The organism is Burkholderia glumae LMG 2196 = ATCC 33617, assembly GCF_000960995.1.
GTDB lineage: Bacteria > Pseudomonadota > Gammaproteobacteria > Burkholderiales > Burkholderiaceae > Burkholderia > Burkholderia glumae.
Genome location: NZ_CP009435.1, coordinates 761,100 through 776,362 on the forward strand (window position 1 = coordinate 761,100; position 15,263 = coordinate 776,362).

General features: G+C 70.4%; 14 protein-coding genes and 1 pseudogene. 11 read left to right on the top strand and 4 right to left on the bottom strand.

What is annotated here, in order from left to right:
* Window positions 1-34: 34 nt before the first annotated feature.
* A complete protein-coding gene (locus KS03_RS15985) occupies window positions 35-1,126 on the bottom strand; it encodes an MBL fold metallo-hydrolase (RefSeq protein ID WP_015877151.1) in 1,092 nt (363 codons plus the stop codon).
* Between the two features lie 323 nt (window positions 1,127-1,449).
* Here KS03_RS15985 and aceK point away from each other — a divergent pair, with 323 nt between their 5' ends.
* The 10 genes from aceK to bioB all read left to right on the top strand — a co-directional run bounded on the left by aceK (window position 1,450) and on the right by bioB (window position 12,797).
* Window positions 1,450-3,258, top strand: coding sequence for a bifunctional isocitrate dehydrogenase kinase/phosphatase (aceK, locus tag KS03_RS15990; RefSeq protein ID WP_015877152.1), 1,809 nt, complete (start codon window positions 1,450-1,452; stop codon window positions 3,256-3,258).
* A 40-nt stretch (window positions 3,259-3,298) separates the two neighbouring features.
* Window positions 3,299-4,069, top strand: coding sequence for a carbonate dehydratase (gene can, locus KS03_RS15995; protein WP_015877153.1), 771 nt, complete (start codon window positions 3,299-3,301; stop codon window positions 4,067-4,069).
* Window positions 4,056-5,249, top strand: a complete 1,194-nt coding sequence (locus tag KS03_RS16000) for an acetyl-CoA C-acetyltransferase (protein ID WP_015877154.1) — start codon at window positions 4,056-4,058, stop codon at window positions 5,247-5,249. The genes can and KS03_RS16000 overlap by 14 nt, the downstream gene beginning before the upstream one ends.
* Before the next feature lie 25 nt (window positions 5,250-5,274).
* The gene (locus KS03_RS16005; RefSeq protein ID WP_015877155.1) at window positions 5,275-5,952 is read left to right on the top strand and encodes an SDR family oxidoreductase; all 678 of its coding nucleotides are present in this window, start codon (window positions 5,275-5,277) and stop codon (window positions 5,950-5,952) included.
* A gap of 5 nt (window positions 5,953-5,957) precedes the next feature.
* Window positions 5,958-6,422, top strand: a complete 465-nt coding sequence (locus tag KS03_RS16010) for a YchJ family protein (RefSeq protein ID WP_015877156.1) — start codon at window positions 5,958-5,960, stop codon at window positions 6,420-6,422.
* Between the two features lie 107 nt (window positions 6,423-6,529).
* Window positions 6,530-7,771 carry a dienelactone hydrolase family protein gene (locus KS03_RS16015; protein WP_015877157.1) on the top strand — a complete coding sequence of 414 codons (1,242 nt, stop codon included), beginning with the start codon at window positions 6,530-6,532 and terminating at the stop codon, window positions 7,769-7,771.
* Window positions 7,772-8,390: 619 nt separating this feature from the next.
* Window positions 8,391-9,734 (top strand): adenosylmethionine--8-amino-7-oxononanoate transaminase, encoded by a 1,344-nt coding sequence (bioA, locus tag KS03_RS16020; RefSeq protein ID WP_015877158.1) that lies wholly within the window; start codon window positions 8,391-8,393, stop codon window positions 9,732-9,734.
* Window positions 9,731-10,933, top strand: coding sequence for an 8-amino-7-oxononanoate synthase (gene bioF, locus KS03_RS16025; protein ID WP_015877159.1), 1,203 nt, complete (start codon window positions 9,731-9,733; stop codon window positions 10,931-10,933). Before bioA ends, bioF begins: the two co-directional genes overlap by 4 nt.
* Entirely contained in the window at window positions 10,930-11,682 is a 753-nt protein-coding gene (gene bioD, locus KS03_RS16030; RefSeq protein ID WP_015877160.1) for a dethiobiotin synthase, read from the top strand. The genes bioF and bioD overlap by 4 nt, the downstream gene beginning before the upstream one ends.
* 35 nt (window positions 11,683-11,717) lie before the next feature.
* Window positions 11,718-12,797 (top strand): biotin synthase BioB, encoded by a 1,080-nt coding sequence (gene bioB / locus KS03_RS16035; RefSeq protein ID WP_015877161.1) that lies wholly within the window; start codon window positions 11,718-11,720, stop codon window positions 12,795-12,797.
* Between the two features lie 98 nt (window positions 12,798-12,895).
* On the opposite strand, the gene KS03_RS16040 is transcribed toward bioB, so the two are convergent.
* From KS03_RS16040 to KS03_RS16045, 3 genes and pseudogenes are all read right to left on the bottom strand, one after another.
* Window positions 12,896-13,603 carry a copper homeostasis protein CutC gene (locus tag KS03_RS16040; RefSeq protein ID WP_015877162.1) on the bottom strand — a complete coding sequence of 236 codons (708 nt, stop codon included), beginning with the start codon at window positions 13,601-13,603 and terminating at the stop codon, window positions 12,896-12,898.
* A gap of 106 nt (window positions 13,604-13,709) precedes the next feature.
* Window positions 13,710-13,793: pseudogene (locus tag KS03_RS32845) on the bottom strand (IS6 family transposase); the annotation flags it as partial.
* 50 nt (window positions 13,794-13,843) lie between these two features.
* Entirely contained in the window at window positions 13,844-14,911 is a 1,068-nt protein-coding gene (locus tag KS03_RS16045) for an IS481 family transposase (protein WP_045678853.1), read from the bottom strand.
* A gap of 151 nt (window positions 14,912-15,062) precedes the next feature.
* On the opposite strand from KS03_RS16045, the gene KS03_RS32300 reads away from it, so the two are divergent.
* Window positions 15,063-15,230: a hypothetical protein gene (locus KS03_RS32300; protein WP_167343607.1), complete on the top strand. Its 168-nt coding sequence runs from the start codon at window positions 15,063-15,065 to the stop codon at window positions 15,228-15,230.
* The last annotated feature ends 33 nt before the right edge of the window (window positions 15,231-15,263 follow it).

A 15,263-nucleotide genomic window follows, 5' to 3' on the forward strand; every position in this document is an offset into this window, starting at 1 on the left:
CGCACGCGTGTGCGGCGCTCGGCCGGCCCGCGGTTCAGCCCGCGCCCCGCTTGGCGGGCCGGAACCGGAACACGCCGTCGGCCCCGGTCTCGCGCACCAGCTCGCCCGCCAGCCACAGCAGATGCAGGTGCGCGATCGCCTCGCCGAGCGCGAAGCTCAGCTGATGCACGTCCAGCTCGCGGCGGCGGAACATCACCGGCACCACGTCGGCGGCGCTCGCCGGCTGCTCGGCGCAGAGCGCGCGAACCTCGTCGAGGCGCGCGGCATGATGCTCGCGCAGCTGCGCGACGCGCGTGCGCAGGCCGCGAAACGGCCTGCCGTGCGACGGCAGCACCAGCGTGTCGGCCGCCATCGGCTCGTAGCGCGCGAGCGAATCGAGGTAGAGCGCGAGCGGATTGCCTTCCGGCTCGAGGTCGAACACCGAGACGTTGGTCGAGATACGCGGCAGCACCATGTCCCCGGAGATCAGCAGCCGCTCGTCGGCGCAGTGCAGCGCGGCGTGCTCGGGCGAGTGCCCGAAGCCCGTCACCACCTGCCAGCGGCGCGAGCCGATGGTCAGCGTGTCGCCGTCGCGCAGCCGGCGGTAGCGCGGCGCCACGGCCGGCACCAGCTCCGCGTAGTAGCGAGTGCGGCGGCGCAGCTCGCCGAGCTTGGCCTCGTCGGTCAGGCCGTGCCGCGCGAAATGCTCGGCCGCCGCGTGGCCGCCCGCGTTCGAGCCGTTGCCCGAGGCCATCACGTTGCCGAACAGGTATTCGCCGAGCGTCATCCAGAGCCGCACCTGCCAGCGCCCGCGCGCGCCGCCCTCGCAGATCCAGTTCGCGAGCCCGAAGTGGTCGGGATGGCAGTGCGTGACGATCACGCGCAGCACCGGCAGGCCGTCCAGGTGCGTGTCGAAGATGTGTTCCCAGTGGCGGCGGATCTGGTCCGAGGCGATCCCGCAGTCCACCACGGTCCAGCCCGGCTGGCCGTCGAGTTCGTCGCGCAGCAGCCAGAGATTGATGTGGTCGAGCGAGAACGGCAGCGGCATGCGCAGCCACCGTATGCCGGGCGCCACCTCCAGGTACTCGCCCGGCTCGGGCAGCGTGTCGGCGAACGGATAGTCGAGTTGCTGTTCCAGTGCGTTCATGTCGTCTCGTGTCGTGCGCCGGCGGGGACGGCGGAGGGAATCGTCGCCCGATTCTAGCGCGTGCGGCGCGCGGCCGGCCCCGGGCCGCGCGGGACGAGCCGCGAGCGGCTGCCGCTTGGGCTGCTCGGCCCGCCGCGGCCGCAAAAAAAGTTCGCCGCGCGATCGCCCGCGAACCGCGCCGCTTGCCGGCAATTGCGCGATTCGTCGGCCAATCTCGGCGATCGGCCGGCCCCGGCCCCGCGCGGCCGGGCGCCAGGGCCGCGGCAACCAGCGCGGGTGACGGTAAAATGGCGGCTCGCCCCAGCCACGAGCCCGGACGGACCATGCACCACTTTCCCAAGCTGCTCTCCTCGCAGATCGGTTTCGACGTCGCCCGGACGATGCTGGACGGGTTCGATCGCCATTACCGGGTGTTTCGCGACGCGGCCGTCGAGGCGAAGGCCCGGTTCGAGGCGGCAGACTGGCACGGGCTGCAGCGGCTCGCGCGCGAGCGCATCACGTCCTACGACGAGCGCGTGCGCGAATGCGTCGAGCAGCTGCAGGACGAATACGACGCCGAGCGCATCGACGACGAGGTCTGGCAGCAGATCAAGCTGCACTACATCGGGCTGCTGACCACCCACCTGCAGCCCGAATGCGCGGAAACCTTCTTCAACTCGGTCTGCTGCAAGATCCTGCACCGCTCGTACTTCAACAACGACTTCATCTTCGTGCGCCCGGCGATCTCGACCGACTACCTCGAGAACGCGGCGCCGGCCGCCAGGCCGACCTACCGCGCCTACTATCCGGCGCAGGACGGGCTGGCGGCCACGCTCGAGCGGATCGTCACGAACTTCCAGCTCGCGCCGCCGTTCGAGGACCTGAGGCGCGACACGGCCTGCCTGATGCAGGCGATCGACGACGAGTTCGGCCCGTTCAGCGAGGCCTTCAACTTCCAGATCCACGTGCTGTCGTCGCCGTTCTTCCGCAATCAGGCCGCCTATCTGGTCGGACGCATCGTCAACGGCGAGCGCGTGCTGCCGTTCGCGGTGCCGGTGCGCCATGTCGGCGGCGGCAAGCTCGCGCTCGACACGGTGCTGCTGCGGCGCGAGCAGCTGCAGGTGCTGTTCGGCTTCGCGCATTCGTATTTCCTGGTGGACATGGACGTGCCGTCGGCCTACGTCGCGTTCCTCGGCTCGATCATGCCCGGCAAGCCGAAGGCCGAGATCTACACCGCGCTGGGGCTGCAGAAGCAGGGCAAGAACCTGTTCTACCGCGACCTGCTGCATCACCTCTCGCATTCGAGCGACCGCTTCGTGATCGCGCCCGGCATCAAGGGGCTCGTGATGCTGGTGTTCACGCTGCCGTCGTTCCCCTACGTGTTCAAGGCGATCAAGGACCGCTTCCCGCCGCCGAAGGACACCACGCGCGAGCAGATCATGGAGAAGTACCAGCTCGTCAAGCGCCACGACCGGCTCGGCCGGATGGCCGACACGCTCGAATACTCGAGCGTGGCGCTGCCGCTCGCGCGCCTCGACGAGGCGCTGCTGCGCGAGCTGGAGAAGGAAGCGCCGTCGCTGCTCGAATACGACGGCGACAGCGTGGTGATCCGGCACCTGTACATCGAGCGGCGCATGACGCCGCTGAACCTCTACCTGCAGCACGGCAGCGACGCCGAGGTCGAGCACGGCGTGCAGGAATACGGCGATGCGATCAAGGAACTGATCCAGGCGAACATCTTCCCCGGCGACATGCTCTACAAGAACTTCGGGGTGACGCGCCACGGCCGCGTGGTGTTCTACGACTACGACGAGATCGAATACCTGACCGACTGCCAGGTGCGCCGCGTGCCGCCGCCGCGCCACGAGGACGACGAGCTCGCGAGCGAGCCGTGGTATTCGGTCGGCCCGCGCGACATCTTCCCCGAAACCTACGGGCCGTTCCTGCTCGGCGATCCGCGCGTGCGCAAGGCGTTCCTGGCCCGGCATCCGGACTTCTTCGATCCGGCGCTCTGGCAGGACAGCCAGGACCGGCTGCGGCGCGGCGAGCTGCCCGAGTTTTTCCCCTACGCTGCGTCGCTGCGGTTCCGCACGCGCTATCCCGAGCGCTTCGCCGGCCACGGCGCGGCCCCGGCCGCCCCACGCGCGGCCTGAGCACGGCGACGCCCCTTACTCCCTGTCACGGACCCTCGCGATGACCACCAACGCCCACCCGCTCTCCGACCTGTTCGAGAACAACGAGACCTGGGTCAACCGCAAACTCGCCGAAGATCCGCACTTCTTCGAACGCCTGAAGGACCAGCAGGCCCCGGCCTACCTGTGGATCGGCTGCTCCGATTCCCGCGTGCCGGCCAACCAGATCGTCGGGCTGCAGCCCGGCGAGGTGTTCGTGCATCGCAACATCGCCAACGTGGTGGTGCACAGCGACCTGAACTGCCTGTCGGTGGTGCAGTTCGCCGTCGACATCCTGAAGGTCAAGCACATCATGGTGGTGGGCCATTACGGCTGCTCGGGCGTGAACGCCGCGCTCACCAACCGCCGCGTCGGGCTCGCCGACAACTGGCTGCACCACGTGCAGGACGTGCGCGACAAGCACGCGGCGCTGCTCGAAGAATGGCCGCTCGGCGAGGCGCGCTACCGCCGCCTGATCGAGCTGAACGCGATCGAGCAGGTGGTCAACCTGTGCCGCACCACCATCGTCGGCGACGCCTGGGCGCGCGGCCAGGCGCTGTCGGTACACGGCCTGGTGTACGGCGTCCACGACGGCAGGATGCGCAACCTCGGCATGACGGTCGCGTCGCCCGAGGCGCTGGAACCCGTTCATCGCCGCTGCGTCGACGCATTGTCGGCGGGGCGTGCACTGTCGGCGGACAACGATATGGTCGCGGCCGATGCGGCGAAGCTCGCCGACGTCGCCGAACAGGTCGCGAATACTCTGATGGAGACGAAACATGACGACTGCTGAACGTGATCCGGTCGTGATCGCCGCGGCGGCACGCACGCCGATCGCGGGCTTCCAGGGCGGCTTCGCGCCGCTCACCGCGCCGCAGCTCGGCAGCGCCGCGATCGCCGCGGCACTGCAGCGCGCCGGCCTCGCGCCCGAGCAGGTCGAGGAAGTGGTGATGGGCTGCGTGCTGCCCGCCGGGCAGGGCCAGGCGCCCGCGCGGCAGGCCGCGCTCGGCGCGAAGCTGCCGCTCGCGGCCGGCTGCACCACCGTCAACAAGATGTGCGGCTCGGGCATGCGCGCGGCGATGTTCGCGCACGACATGCTGCTGGCCGGCTCGGCCGAGGTGATCGTGGCGGGCGGCATGGAGAGCATGACCAACGCGCCGTACCTGCTGCCGAAGGCGCGCGGCGGGATGCGCATGGGCCATGGCGAGGTGCTCGACCACATGTTCCTCGACGGGCTCGAGGACGCCTACGAGCGCGGCCGGCTGATGGGCACCTTCGCCGACGAGTGCGCGGCCGAATACGGCTTCACGCGCGAGGCGCAGGACGCCTTTGCGATCGAGTCGCTGGCGCGCGCCAGGCGCGCCAACGAGGACGGTTCGTTTTCCTGGGAAATGGTGCCGGTGAGCGTCGCCTCCCGCAAGGGCGAGACCGTGGTGACGCGCGACGAGCAGCCGTTCAGCGCGAAGCCGGAGAAGATTCCCACGCTGAAGCCGGCGTTCGGGCCGAACGGCACCGTGACGGCCGCCAATGCCTCGTCGATCTCCGACGGCGCGGCCGCGCTGGTGATGATGCGCGCCTCCACGGCCGAGCGGCTCGGCACCACGCCGATCGCGCGCGTGGTGGCCCACAGCACCTTCGCGCAGGCACCCTCGCGCTTCACCACGGCGCCGGTGGGGGCGCTGCGGCGCCTGTTCGAGCGCACCGGCTGGCGGCCGTCCGACGTCGACCTGTTCGAGATCAACGAGGCGTTCGCCGTGGTGGCGATGGCCGCCATGAAGGAGCACGGGCTGGCGCACGAACGCGTCAACGTCAACGGCGGCGCCTGCGCGCTCGGCCATCCGATCGGCGCCTCGGGCGCGCGCATCGTCGCCACGCTGCTCGGCGCGCTGCGCGCGCGCGGCGGCAAGCGCGGCATGGCGAGCCTCTGCATCGGCGGCGGCGAGGCCACGGCGCTGGCCGTCGAACTGTACTGATCGGCCTCGACCCGGAGACTCATCGATGAAAACCGTCCTGATCGTCGGCGCGTCGCGCGGCCTGGGCAGGGAGTTTGTCCGCCAGTACCGGCGTGACGGATGGAACGTGATCGCCACCGCGCGCGACGCGGCCTCGCTGGCGGCGCTGCGCGCGCTCGGCGCGACCGCGCACGCGCTCGACGTGACCGATGCCAACCAGCTGGCCGGCTTCGGCTGGAAGCTCGACGGCGAGCGGCTGGACGCCGCGGTGCTGGTGTCGGGCGTGTACGGCCCGCGCACGCAGGGCGTCGAGCTGATCGACGCGGCCGACTTCGACACGGTGATGCACACCAACGTGCTGGCCCCGATGCAGCTGCTGCCGATCCTGCTGCCGCTGGTCGAGGACGCGCAAGGCGTGCTGGCCGTGCTGTCGAGCCTGATGGGCAGCACCGCCGGCCTGACCGGCACCACCGGCTGGCTGTACCGCGCGAGCAAGGCCGCGCTCAACAACGTGATCCGCGTGGCGTCGCTGCAAACGCGCGCGGCGGCCTGCCTGTCGCTGCACCCGGGCTGGGTGCGCACCGACATGGGCGGCGCCGAAGCCGGGCTCGACGCCGAGACCAGCGTGACCGGCATGCGCCGCGTGATCGCGCGCGCCGCCGCCGGGCCGGGCGCCGCCAACGGCCGCTTCTTCCAATACGACGGCACCGAGCTCGCGTGGTAGTCAGGATGACCGATCGTTGTTCCGCTCCCCCTGCCGCCCCCTGCGCCGCGCCGGCCGCGCGCCCCGAGCTGTGCCCGTGCGGCGGCGCGCAGCCGGGCCGGCGCCCCGCGCGCGCGCCGCGCTACGCGGCCTGCTGCGGGCCGCTGCTGGACGGCGGCCGGCCCGCGGCGAGCGCCTGGGAACTGATGCGCTCGCGCTACACCGCCTACGTGCTCGGCGACACGCGCTACCTGCGCGCCACCTGGGACCCGGCCACCTGTCCCGCCGATCTCGACGCCGCGGGCGGGCCGCGCTGGCTCGGCCTGGACATCAGGCGCCATGTCGAGCAGGACGCCGCGCACGCGCTGGTCGAGTTCGTGGCCCGCTACAAGGAAGGCTCGCGCGCGCACCGGCTGCATGAGACCAGCCGCTTCTCGCGCGACGAACACGGAATCTGGCGCTATATCGACGGCGAAATCAGCGAGCGCTGAGTCGTCAGCCGACGCGGCCGGGGCCGGGTTATTCCCGCATTGCACAAGCCGATTGTGTCGGGCTAGGATGGATCCGGTTTCAAGCGCAACGGGCTCCGGGTCACGGCATGGTGTCGAACAAGGTGTTTGCAGGTTGGATCGCGGCATGCGTGCTGTCGGCCGCCCAGGCCGGCACCCTGGCACCGCCGGCGGGCACGGCCGATGCTGCCCCGCGCGCGGCCGGTTCGCTGGCCGCCGAGCGTTTCGACTACGACGAACCCGGCCTGCCGCAGGTCACGGCCGACATGAACGAGCAGATCATCCGGATCCCCGTCGAGGGCGATGCCGGCGTGACGCTCGAGGCCACCGTCTACAAGCCGAACGGCCCCGGGCCGTTCCCGCTCGTCGTCTTCAATCACGGCAAGAATCCCGGCGACCTGCACGAGCAGCCGCGCAGCCGGCCGCTGGCGTTCGCGCGCGAATTCGTGCGGCGCGGCTACGCCGTGGTGGCGCCGAACCGCGAGGGCTTCGCGGGCTCGGGCGGCAGCTACGTGCAGGAAGGCTGCGACGTCGAACGCAACGGCATGGCGCAGGCGCGCGACGTCGGCTCGACGGTGGCCTACATGTCCAGGCTGCCCTACGTGGACGCGAGCCGCATCGTGGTGGCCGGCACCTCGCACGGCGGGCTCGTCTCGCTCGCCTACGGCACGGTGGCCGCCAAGGGCGTGCGCGGCATCATCAACTTCTCCGGCGGGCTGCGCCAGGATCTCTGCGAAGGCTGGCAGAAGACGCTGGTGGGCGCGTTCAACACCTACGGCAAGGAAACCCGCGTGCCGTCGCTGTGGCTGTACGGCGACAACGATTCGGTCTGGTCGCCGGCGCTCGTCGAGCAACTGCGCGAGGCCTACGTGTCGCATGGCGCGAGCACGCTGTTCGTCGACTACGGCATCTACAAGGACGACGCGCACCGGCTGATCGTCGATCGCGACGGCGTGCCGGTCTGGTGGCCGTCCGTCAACGCGTTCCTGGCCGAGCTGCACCTGCCCACCAAGGTGCTCTACGCGGTGGCCTGCCCGCACCCGCCGTCGGCCTCCGGCTACGCGTCGATCGACGCCGTCAACGCGGTGCCCTACCTCGACGCGGCGGGCCGCGAAGGCTACCGCCACTTCCTGAACCAGCATCCGAGCCGCGCCTTCGCCGTGTCGGCCGAGGGCGCGTGGTCCTGGGCCGAGGGCGGCGACGACCCGATGGCGCTCGCGCTCGAGAACTGCCGCAAGCAGGGCGCCGGCGCTTGCCGGCTCTACGCCGTGGACAACCACGTGGTCTGGCGCGGCGACGGCGCCGACGCGCACGCGCTGGCGAGCCGCTGACGGCCCGGCCCTGCCTGTCGAACCGGCCGCCCGGGCACACCGCCAGCTTCGCCTTGCTCGCCCACCTCGTTCGCGCCCGTTGGCCCGCGCCACGCACTGCCGTGGCGGATGCGCGACGCGGGCCGGCGACTTCCGCACCAGGCCACCGCACCGGACCACCGCATCGGGCAACCTGCGGCGGCACCGGTTGCAGCGCGCCCTCCGCATCGTCCAACGCACCCTGTCATCGCCTCGGACCCGCATCGATCACCGTCCGGGTCATCATGATCCGACCCCGTCATGGCAGCCGCGCCTCGGCCGCCTGCCGGCCGCTTTGGGTCGGTCGGGGAGCGACTGTCTGGCGTCGTCATCTGCGGCCTATTCGGCTCATCGCGACCGAACCGTCGCGAGCGTCCCGAAACCTCGCCGAACTCCAGGCCGGGCAAGGCTCCGCACGTTTGTAACCAATGCTGCGCCTGGGCCCGAATCGCGCTAATCTCTGCCCCGTTTTGGTTTTGCACGCAGGCGCGCCCGCGCGCGGCATCCGCTGCCGTTGCCGCCGCGTCCCGCCCGCGCGGACCGTTTCGTTTTCGTCCGGCCCGCCCGGCCCCGCCGCGCCGCGTCCCGTTCCGGAGCTGTTTTGAGCACACAACCCGACGACTGGGTTGCGCGCAGCCTGCGCGCAGTCTGGCATCCCTGTACGCAGATGAAGCACCACGAGCGCCTGCCGCTCGTGCCCGTGGCGCGCGGCGCCGGCCCCTGGCTCTACGACCGCTCGGGCGCGCGCTACCTCGACGCGATCAGCTCGTGGTGGGTCAACCTGTTCGGCCATGCGAACCCGCGCATCAACGCCGCGCTGAAGACGCAGCTCGACACGCTCGAGCACGCGATGCTGGCCGGCTGCACGCACGAGAGCGCGATCGAGCTGGCCGAGCGCCTGGCTGCGCTCACGCAGCACACGCTCGGCCACGCGTTCTTCGCCTCGGACGGCGCCTCGGCCGTCGAGATCGCGCTGAAGATGAGCTTCCACGCCTGGCGCAACGGCGGGCGCGCCGACAAGCGCGAGTTCGCCTGCGTGGCCAACGGCTATCACGGCGAGACCGTCGGCGCGCTCGGCGTGACCGACGTGGCGCTGTTCAAGGACGCCTACGATCCGCTGATCCGCCACGCCCATGTGGTGGCCTCGCCCGACGCGCGGCAGGCCGCGCCCGGCGAGGGCGCGGCCGAGGTGGCCGCGCGCGCGCTGGCCGACGTCGAGCGGCTGTTCGCCGAACGCGCCGGCGCGATCGCCGCGCTGATCGTCGAGCCGCTCGTGCAGTGCGCGGCCGGCATGGCGATGCACGACCCGTCGTACCTGAGCGGGCTGCGCGCGCTGTGCGACCGCTACGAGGTCCACCTGATCGCCGACGAGATCGCCGTGGGCTGCGGGCGCACCGGCACCTTCTTCGCCTGCGAGCAGGCCAGCGTGTGGCCCGACTTCCTGTGCCTGTCGAAGGGCATCAGCGGCGGCTACCTGCCGCTGTCGCTGGTGCTCTCGCGCGACGCGATCTACGCGGCCTTCTACGACGACGACACCACGCGCGGCTTCCTGCACTCGCACTCGTACACCGGCAACCCGCTGGCCTGCCGCGCCGCGCTCGCCACGCTCGACCTGTTCGCCGCCGACGACGTGCTGGCCGCCAACGCGCGCAAGTCGGCGCGGCTGCGCGAGGCGCTCGCCCCGCTCGGCGCGCGCGACGAGGTGCGCCACCTGCGCGAGCGCGGCACCATCTTCGCGTTCGACGTGGCGCTCGAGCCCGCGGCCGCGCGCGGCTTCTCGCGGCGCTTCTTCGAGCAGGGCCTGCAGCGCGAGCTGCTGCTGCGCCCGATCGGCACCACCGTCTACCTGATGCCGCCCTACGTGCTCGACGACGACGAGATCGACTGGCTCGCCGCGCGCACGCGCGAGACGCTCGACGCCACGCTGGCCGAGGTGCGCGCATGAGCCCGCCGCCGAACCTGCTGGCCGCGCTCGAACGCGGCCTGGCCGAGATCGACGCCCAGGGCCTGCGCCGCGTGCGCCGCACCGCCGACACCGCGTGCGGCGCGCACATGACGGTGGACGGCCGCGAGATCGTCGGCTTCGCCAGCAACGACTACCTGGGCCTCGCCGCGCATCCGGCGCTCGTCGAGGCGTTCGCCGAGGGCGCGCGGCGCTACGGCTCCGGCAGCGGCGGCTCGCACCTGCTGGGCGGCCATTCGCGCGCGCACGCCGCGCTCGAGGACGCGCTCGCCGAGTTCGCCGGCGGCTTCAGCCGCGCGCCGCGCGCGCTCTACTTCAGCACCGGCTACATGGCGAACCTCGCCGCGCTGAGCGCCCTGGTGGGGCGCGGTGCGGCGATCTTCTCCGATTCGCTGAACCACGCCTCGCTGATCGACGGCGCGCGGCTCTCGCGCGCCGAGATCCACGTCTATCCGCACGGCGACATGGACGCGCTGTCGGTGCAGCTGGCCGCCTCCGACGCCACCGTCAAGCTGATCGTCTCCGACACCGTGTTCAGCATGGACGGCACCATCGCGCCGCTGGCACGGCTCGTCACGCTGGCCGAGGCGCATGGCGCCTGGCTGGTGGTGGACGACGCGCACGGCTTCGGCGTGCTCGGCCCGCAGGGGCGCGGCGCGCTGGCCGAGTACGCGCTGCGCTCCGAGCAGCTGATCTACGTGGGCACGCTCGGCAAGGCCGCCGGCGTGGCCGGCGCGTTCGTGATCGCGCACGAGACCGTGATCGAGTGGATGATCCAGCGCGCGCGCAGCTACATCTTCACCACCGCCGCGCCGCCCTCGGTCGCGCACGCCGTGTCGGCCAGCCTGGCCGTGATCGGCGGCGCCGAGGGCGACGCGCGGCGCGCCCACCTGGCCGCGCTGATCGAGCGCACGCGCGCGATCCTGCGCGGCACGCGCTGGCAGCCGATCGATTCGGCCACCGCCGTACAGCCGCTCGTGATCGGCGAGAACGACGCCACCCTGGCCGCGATGCGCGCGCTCGACGCGCACGGCCTGTGGGTGCCCGCGATCCGGCCGCCCACCGTGCCGGCCGGCACCTCGCGGCTGCGCATCTCGCTGTCCGCCGCGCATTCGTTCGACGATCTGGCGCGGCTCGACGCGGCGCTCGCCGCCGCCGGCGCCGCGGAGGCCGCCGCATGAGCGCGCCGACGCCACCCCGCGCCGGCACCGGCGCCCGCGCGCTATCGTGCTTCGTGACCGGCACCGACACCGAGATCGGCAAGACCTTCGTGTCCGCCGCGCTGCTGCACGGCTTCGCGCGCCACGGCCTGCGCGCCGCCGCGATGAAGCCGGTCGCGGCCGGCGCCGAGGAACGCGACGGCGTGCTGCACAACGACGACGCCGACCAGCTGGACGCGGCCGCCGGCGTCGCGCTGCCGCCCGCGATCCGCACCCCGTTCATGCTGAAGGCGCCGGCCGCGCCGCACATCGTGGCCGCGCAAGAAGGCGTGACGCTCGACATCGGCACCATCGCGGCCGCGCACGCGAAGGCCTGCGAAGGCGCCGACGTGGTGGTGGTGGAAGGCGTGGGCGGCTTTCGCGTGCCGCTCGGCGACTCGCTCGACACCGCCGACCTGGCCGTCGCGCTGAAGCTGCCGGTGGTACTGGTGGTGGGCGTGCGGCTCGGCTGCATCAACCACGCGCTGCTCACCGCCGACGCGATCGCCGCGCGCGGCCTGAGCATCGCGGGCTGGGTGGCCAACCGCGTCGACCCGGCCATGCTCTACCCCGACGAGAACATCGCCACGCTCACCCAATGGCTCGCGCGCGAGCACGCCGCGCCGCTGCTTGGCGAGATCGCGCACCTGACACCGCCCGCGCCCGAACTGGCCGCGGGCTCGCTCGACATCGAACGGCTCGTCGCGGCGCTCGCCGCCGCGCGGCCGTGATACCCCGTTCCCCGCTTCCTATCGAGGACCCCACCATGATCCAAGCCCAGACCGTGACTCCGGACGCGACGACGGCACCCGAAGCAGTGCCCGTCGGCATGCCGAGCGCGCCGCGCTGGCGCGTCGCCGACGTCGTCAAGCTCTACGAACTGCCGTTCAACGACCTGCTGTTCCGCGCCCAGCAGGTGCATCGCGAGCACTTCGACGCCAACGCGATCCAGCTCTCCACGCTGCTGTCGATCAAGACCGGCGGCTGCGAGGAGGATTGCGGCTACTGCTCGCAGTCCTCGCACCACGAGACCGAGCTGAAGGCGAGCAAGCTGATGGACGTGGACGCCGTGCTCGACGCCGCGCGCGCGGCCAAGGCCAACGGCGCGACGCGCTTCTGCATGGGCGCCGCGTGGCGCAGCCCGAAGGAGCGCCATATCGAGCCGCTCGCCGAGATGATCCGCGGCGTGAAGGAGATGGGCCTCGAGACCTGCATGACGCTCGGCATGCTCGACGACGGCCAGGCGCAGGCCTTGTCCGAGGCCGGCCTCGACTACTACAACCACAACCTCGACACCTCGCCCGAGTTCTACGGCCAGGTGATCTCGACGCGCACCTACCAGGACCGGCTCGACACGCTCGAGCGCGTGCGCGACGCCGGCATCAACGTCTGCTGCGGCGGCATCATCGGCATGGGCGAATCGCGCCGCGAGCGCGCCGGGCTCATCACCCAGCTCGCGAACATGAACCCGTATCCGGAATCGGTGCCGATCAACAACCTCGTCGCGATCAAGGGCACGCCGCTCGAGAACACCGCGCCGCTCGATCCGCTCGAATTCGTGCGCACCATCGCCGTGGCGCGCATCACCATGCCGAAGGCGATGGTGCGGCTGTCCGCCGGGCGCGAGCAGCTCGACGACGCGATGCAGACGCTGTGCTTCCTGGCCGGCGCAAACTCGATGTTCTACGGCGACCAGCTGCTGACCACCAGCAACCCGCAGGCGCAGAAGGACCGCGACCTGCTCGCGCGGCTCGGCATGCGCGCCGAGGCGGCCCAGCAGATGCCGGTGGACGCCGCCGCCGACGCGGTGAAGTGCGCGCACGCGCCGGGGCCGGTGGCGAACTGAGGCGTTTCGATGCAGGAGCGCCGGCCGACCGGCCGGTGCCGAAATCGGCGTGCCGTGCCGAGCGGCGCGCCGATTTTGCTTTTGGCCGGGCGCGGGATTCAGCGCAGCGCGTCGATCGTCGCGCGCACTTTCGCGACCAGCCGGCCGTCCACCGGCCCCCACACCTCGCCGCGCTCGCGCACGCCCGAGCCCAGATGCACCGCCCGCACGCCGGTGGCGCGCACGAAATCGCCGATCGACTCCACGGTGAGGCCGGCGCCGGCCAGCACCTGGCACGCGCGGCCCTGCGCGCGGCGCACCAGGCGCGCGATCGTGTCGCGGCCGTCGAGCGCCGACGGATGGCCGCCCGAGGTCAGCACCGTCTTGACGGCGGGCGTGGCCAGCAGCGTCTCGAAGGCCGCGTTCAGATCGCGCGAGACGTCGAACGCGCGGTGGAACGTGATCGGCTTGCCGCCCGCCGCGTCGGCGATGCGCGCCAGCGCGGCCGTGTCGATGTCGCCATAGCCGTTCAGCGCGCCGAACACGATGCCGGCCGCGCCCGCCGCCACCGCCGCGCGCGTGTCGCGCTCGAGGATCGCCATTTCCTCGGGCGTGTAGACGAAGCCGCGGCCGTGCGAGCGCACGATCACGTTGACGGGAATCGGCAGCGCCGCCGTGACCGCCTCGATCAGGCCGATGCTCGGCGTGAGACCGCCCTCGGACAGGCCGGTGGCGAGTTCGATGCGGTCCGCCCCGGCGCGCGCGGCGGCCTGCGCGTCGGAGAGCGTCGTGGCGATGACTTCGAGCAGGATCGGGGCGGTGGACATGCGAAGGCTCCGGGTTCGGTTGGGCGGTGAGGGGGACATCGTAACCGAGGGCGCTGTCACGTCAGCGGAGTAGATTCCCAAGGGGGACGAGCGTGACCTGCCTGTTTCATGCGGCAGAGGGATTCTGCGTGACCTCGGCCAATTCACACGATGTCGAGAAGCGTGCGACGAGGTGTTTGCGATAAAGTGTAGAAGTCGCGACCCGATCTGACAGTTACCCGTTCCGACGGTGCGTGACTGTCAGATCAGATTCAGGTGGCTCACTTTCTCCTTCCACACCTCCTTGCCCGCGATGAGCGTTTGCACAGGCGTGCGACCGCAGCACATCTGACCTTGATGGGTTCGCTCGCCGTTGTAATACGCCAGCCAAGTATCGAGATCGGCCTGTAGTTCCTCCAGCGACAGATACAGCTTGCGGCGAAACGCGACCTGATAAAACTCCTGCAGGATGGTTTTGTGGAACCGCTCGCAGATGCCATTGGTCTGCGGATGTCGCGCCTTGGTTTTGGTGTGCTCGATGCCGTTCAGCGCCAGGTACAGCTGATAATCGTGCGATTCCGGCTTGCCGCAATACTCCGTGCCTCGATCGGTCAGCATGCGGATCACACCCATGCCGTGCTCCTCGAAGAACGGCAACACCCGGTCATTGAGCAGATCGGCCGCCGTGATCGGTGTCTTGGTCGTGTACAGCTTGGCCATCGCCACTTTGCTGTAGGTGTCGACGAAGGTCTGCTGGTAGATCCGGCCTACGCCCTTGATCGTGCCCACGTAGAACGTGTCCTGCGAGCCCAGATAGCCGGGGTGAGCGGTTTCGATTTCGCCATGGGCGACATCGTCGTCCTGCTTTCTTTCCAGCGCGGCCACCTGATCGTCGCTCAGCACGATGCCTTTTTCAGCGACCTGATTCTCCAGCGCCACGAGCCTCAGCTTGAAGGACGACAATTCGTGACGCAGCCAGATCGAACGAACGCCGGATGCAGACACGAAAATACCGCGCCGGCGTAATTCGTTGCTGACCCGAACCTGCCCGTGGGCGGGCTGCTCGATGGCATAGGCCAGCACGGCGATTTCCGTCGCTAGCACGGCGATTTCCGTCGCTTCATCGACTCGATTCTTGGGATTCGGCTTGCGCCGATTGCTGTCGAACAGGGCATCGACGCCGCCCTCGGCCACGGCGTTCTGATAGCGGTAGAACGTATCGCGCGACAGCCCCATCACCTTGCAGGCCTTCGACACGTTCCCGAGCTCGGTGGCCAGATTCAGCAGACCGATCTTGTGGCGGATGACATTTTGGTTGAAACTACTCACGAGGTTACTCCTTGGCGCTTGCGCGCTGTTTTGATGAAGATTCGCACCTCTATCAAAACGGGTAACCCCGCCTCTTGGCAAGGCCTTACTGTCAGATCAAGTCTGAACTTCTACACGTAATGTCTGTAGCTATTCAGGGGGGCATTTCAGAATGAAACACGACGAACAATTGCACAATTCAACGCCCGCTCCGGCCGACCGGCCACACGACGAACATCGCGTAATTACCGATGCCTGGCTGCGCAGCGCGATCGGCGGAATCCGGCAAATGCACCTCAACGATGATGCTCGCCGCGAGGTGGCGAGAAGGATTTTCTAGCGGGCCGCCACCGGCGCTCGGCCGACGACGAAT

Coding starts and splice junctions, on each gene's coding strand:
- KS03_RS16015 (WP_015877157.1), top strand. CDS start 6,530: ATGGTGTCGAACAAGGTGTTTGCAGGTTGGATCGCGGCATGCGTGCTG.
- bioB (WP_015877161.1), top strand. CDS start 11,718: ATGATCCAAGCCCAGACCGTGACTCCGGACGCGACGACGGCACCCGAA.
- KS03_RS16010 (WP_015877156.1), top strand. CDS start 5,958: ATGACCGATCGTTGTTCCGCTCCCCCTGCCGCCCCCTGCGCCGCGCCG.
- KS03_RS16000 (WP_015877154.1), top strand. CDS start 4,056: ATGACGACTGCTGAACGTGATCCGGTCGTGATCGCCGCGGCGGCACGC.
- KS03_RS16040 (WP_015877162.1), bottom strand. CDS start 13,603: ATGTCCACCGCCCCGATCCTGCTCGAAGTCATCGCCACGACGCTCTCC.
- aceK (WP_015877152.1), top strand. CDS start 1,450: ATGCACCACTTTCCCAAGCTGCTCTCCTCGCAGATCGGTTTCGACGTC.
- bioD (WP_015877160.1), top strand. CDS start 10,930: ATGAGCGCGCCGACGCCACCCCGCGCCGGCACCGGCGCCCGCGCGCTA.
- can (WP_015877153.1), top strand. CDS start 3,299: ATGACCACCAACGCCCACCCGCTCTCCGACCTGTTCGAGAACAACGAG.
- KS03_RS15985 (WP_015877151.1), bottom strand. CDS start 1,126: ATGAACGCACTGGAACAGCAACTCGACTATCCGTTCGCCGACACGCTG.
- bioF (WP_015877159.1), top strand. CDS start 9,731: ATGAGCCCGCCGCCGAACCTGCTGGCCGCGCTCGAACGCGGCCTGGCC.
- KS03_RS16005 (WP_015877155.1), top strand. CDS start 5,275: ATGAAAACCGTCCTGATCGTCGGCGCGTCGCGCGGCCTGGGCAGGGAG.
- KS03_RS32300 (WP_167343607.1), top strand. CDS start 15,063: ATGAAACACGACGAACAATTGCACAATTCAACGCCCGCTCCGGCCGAC.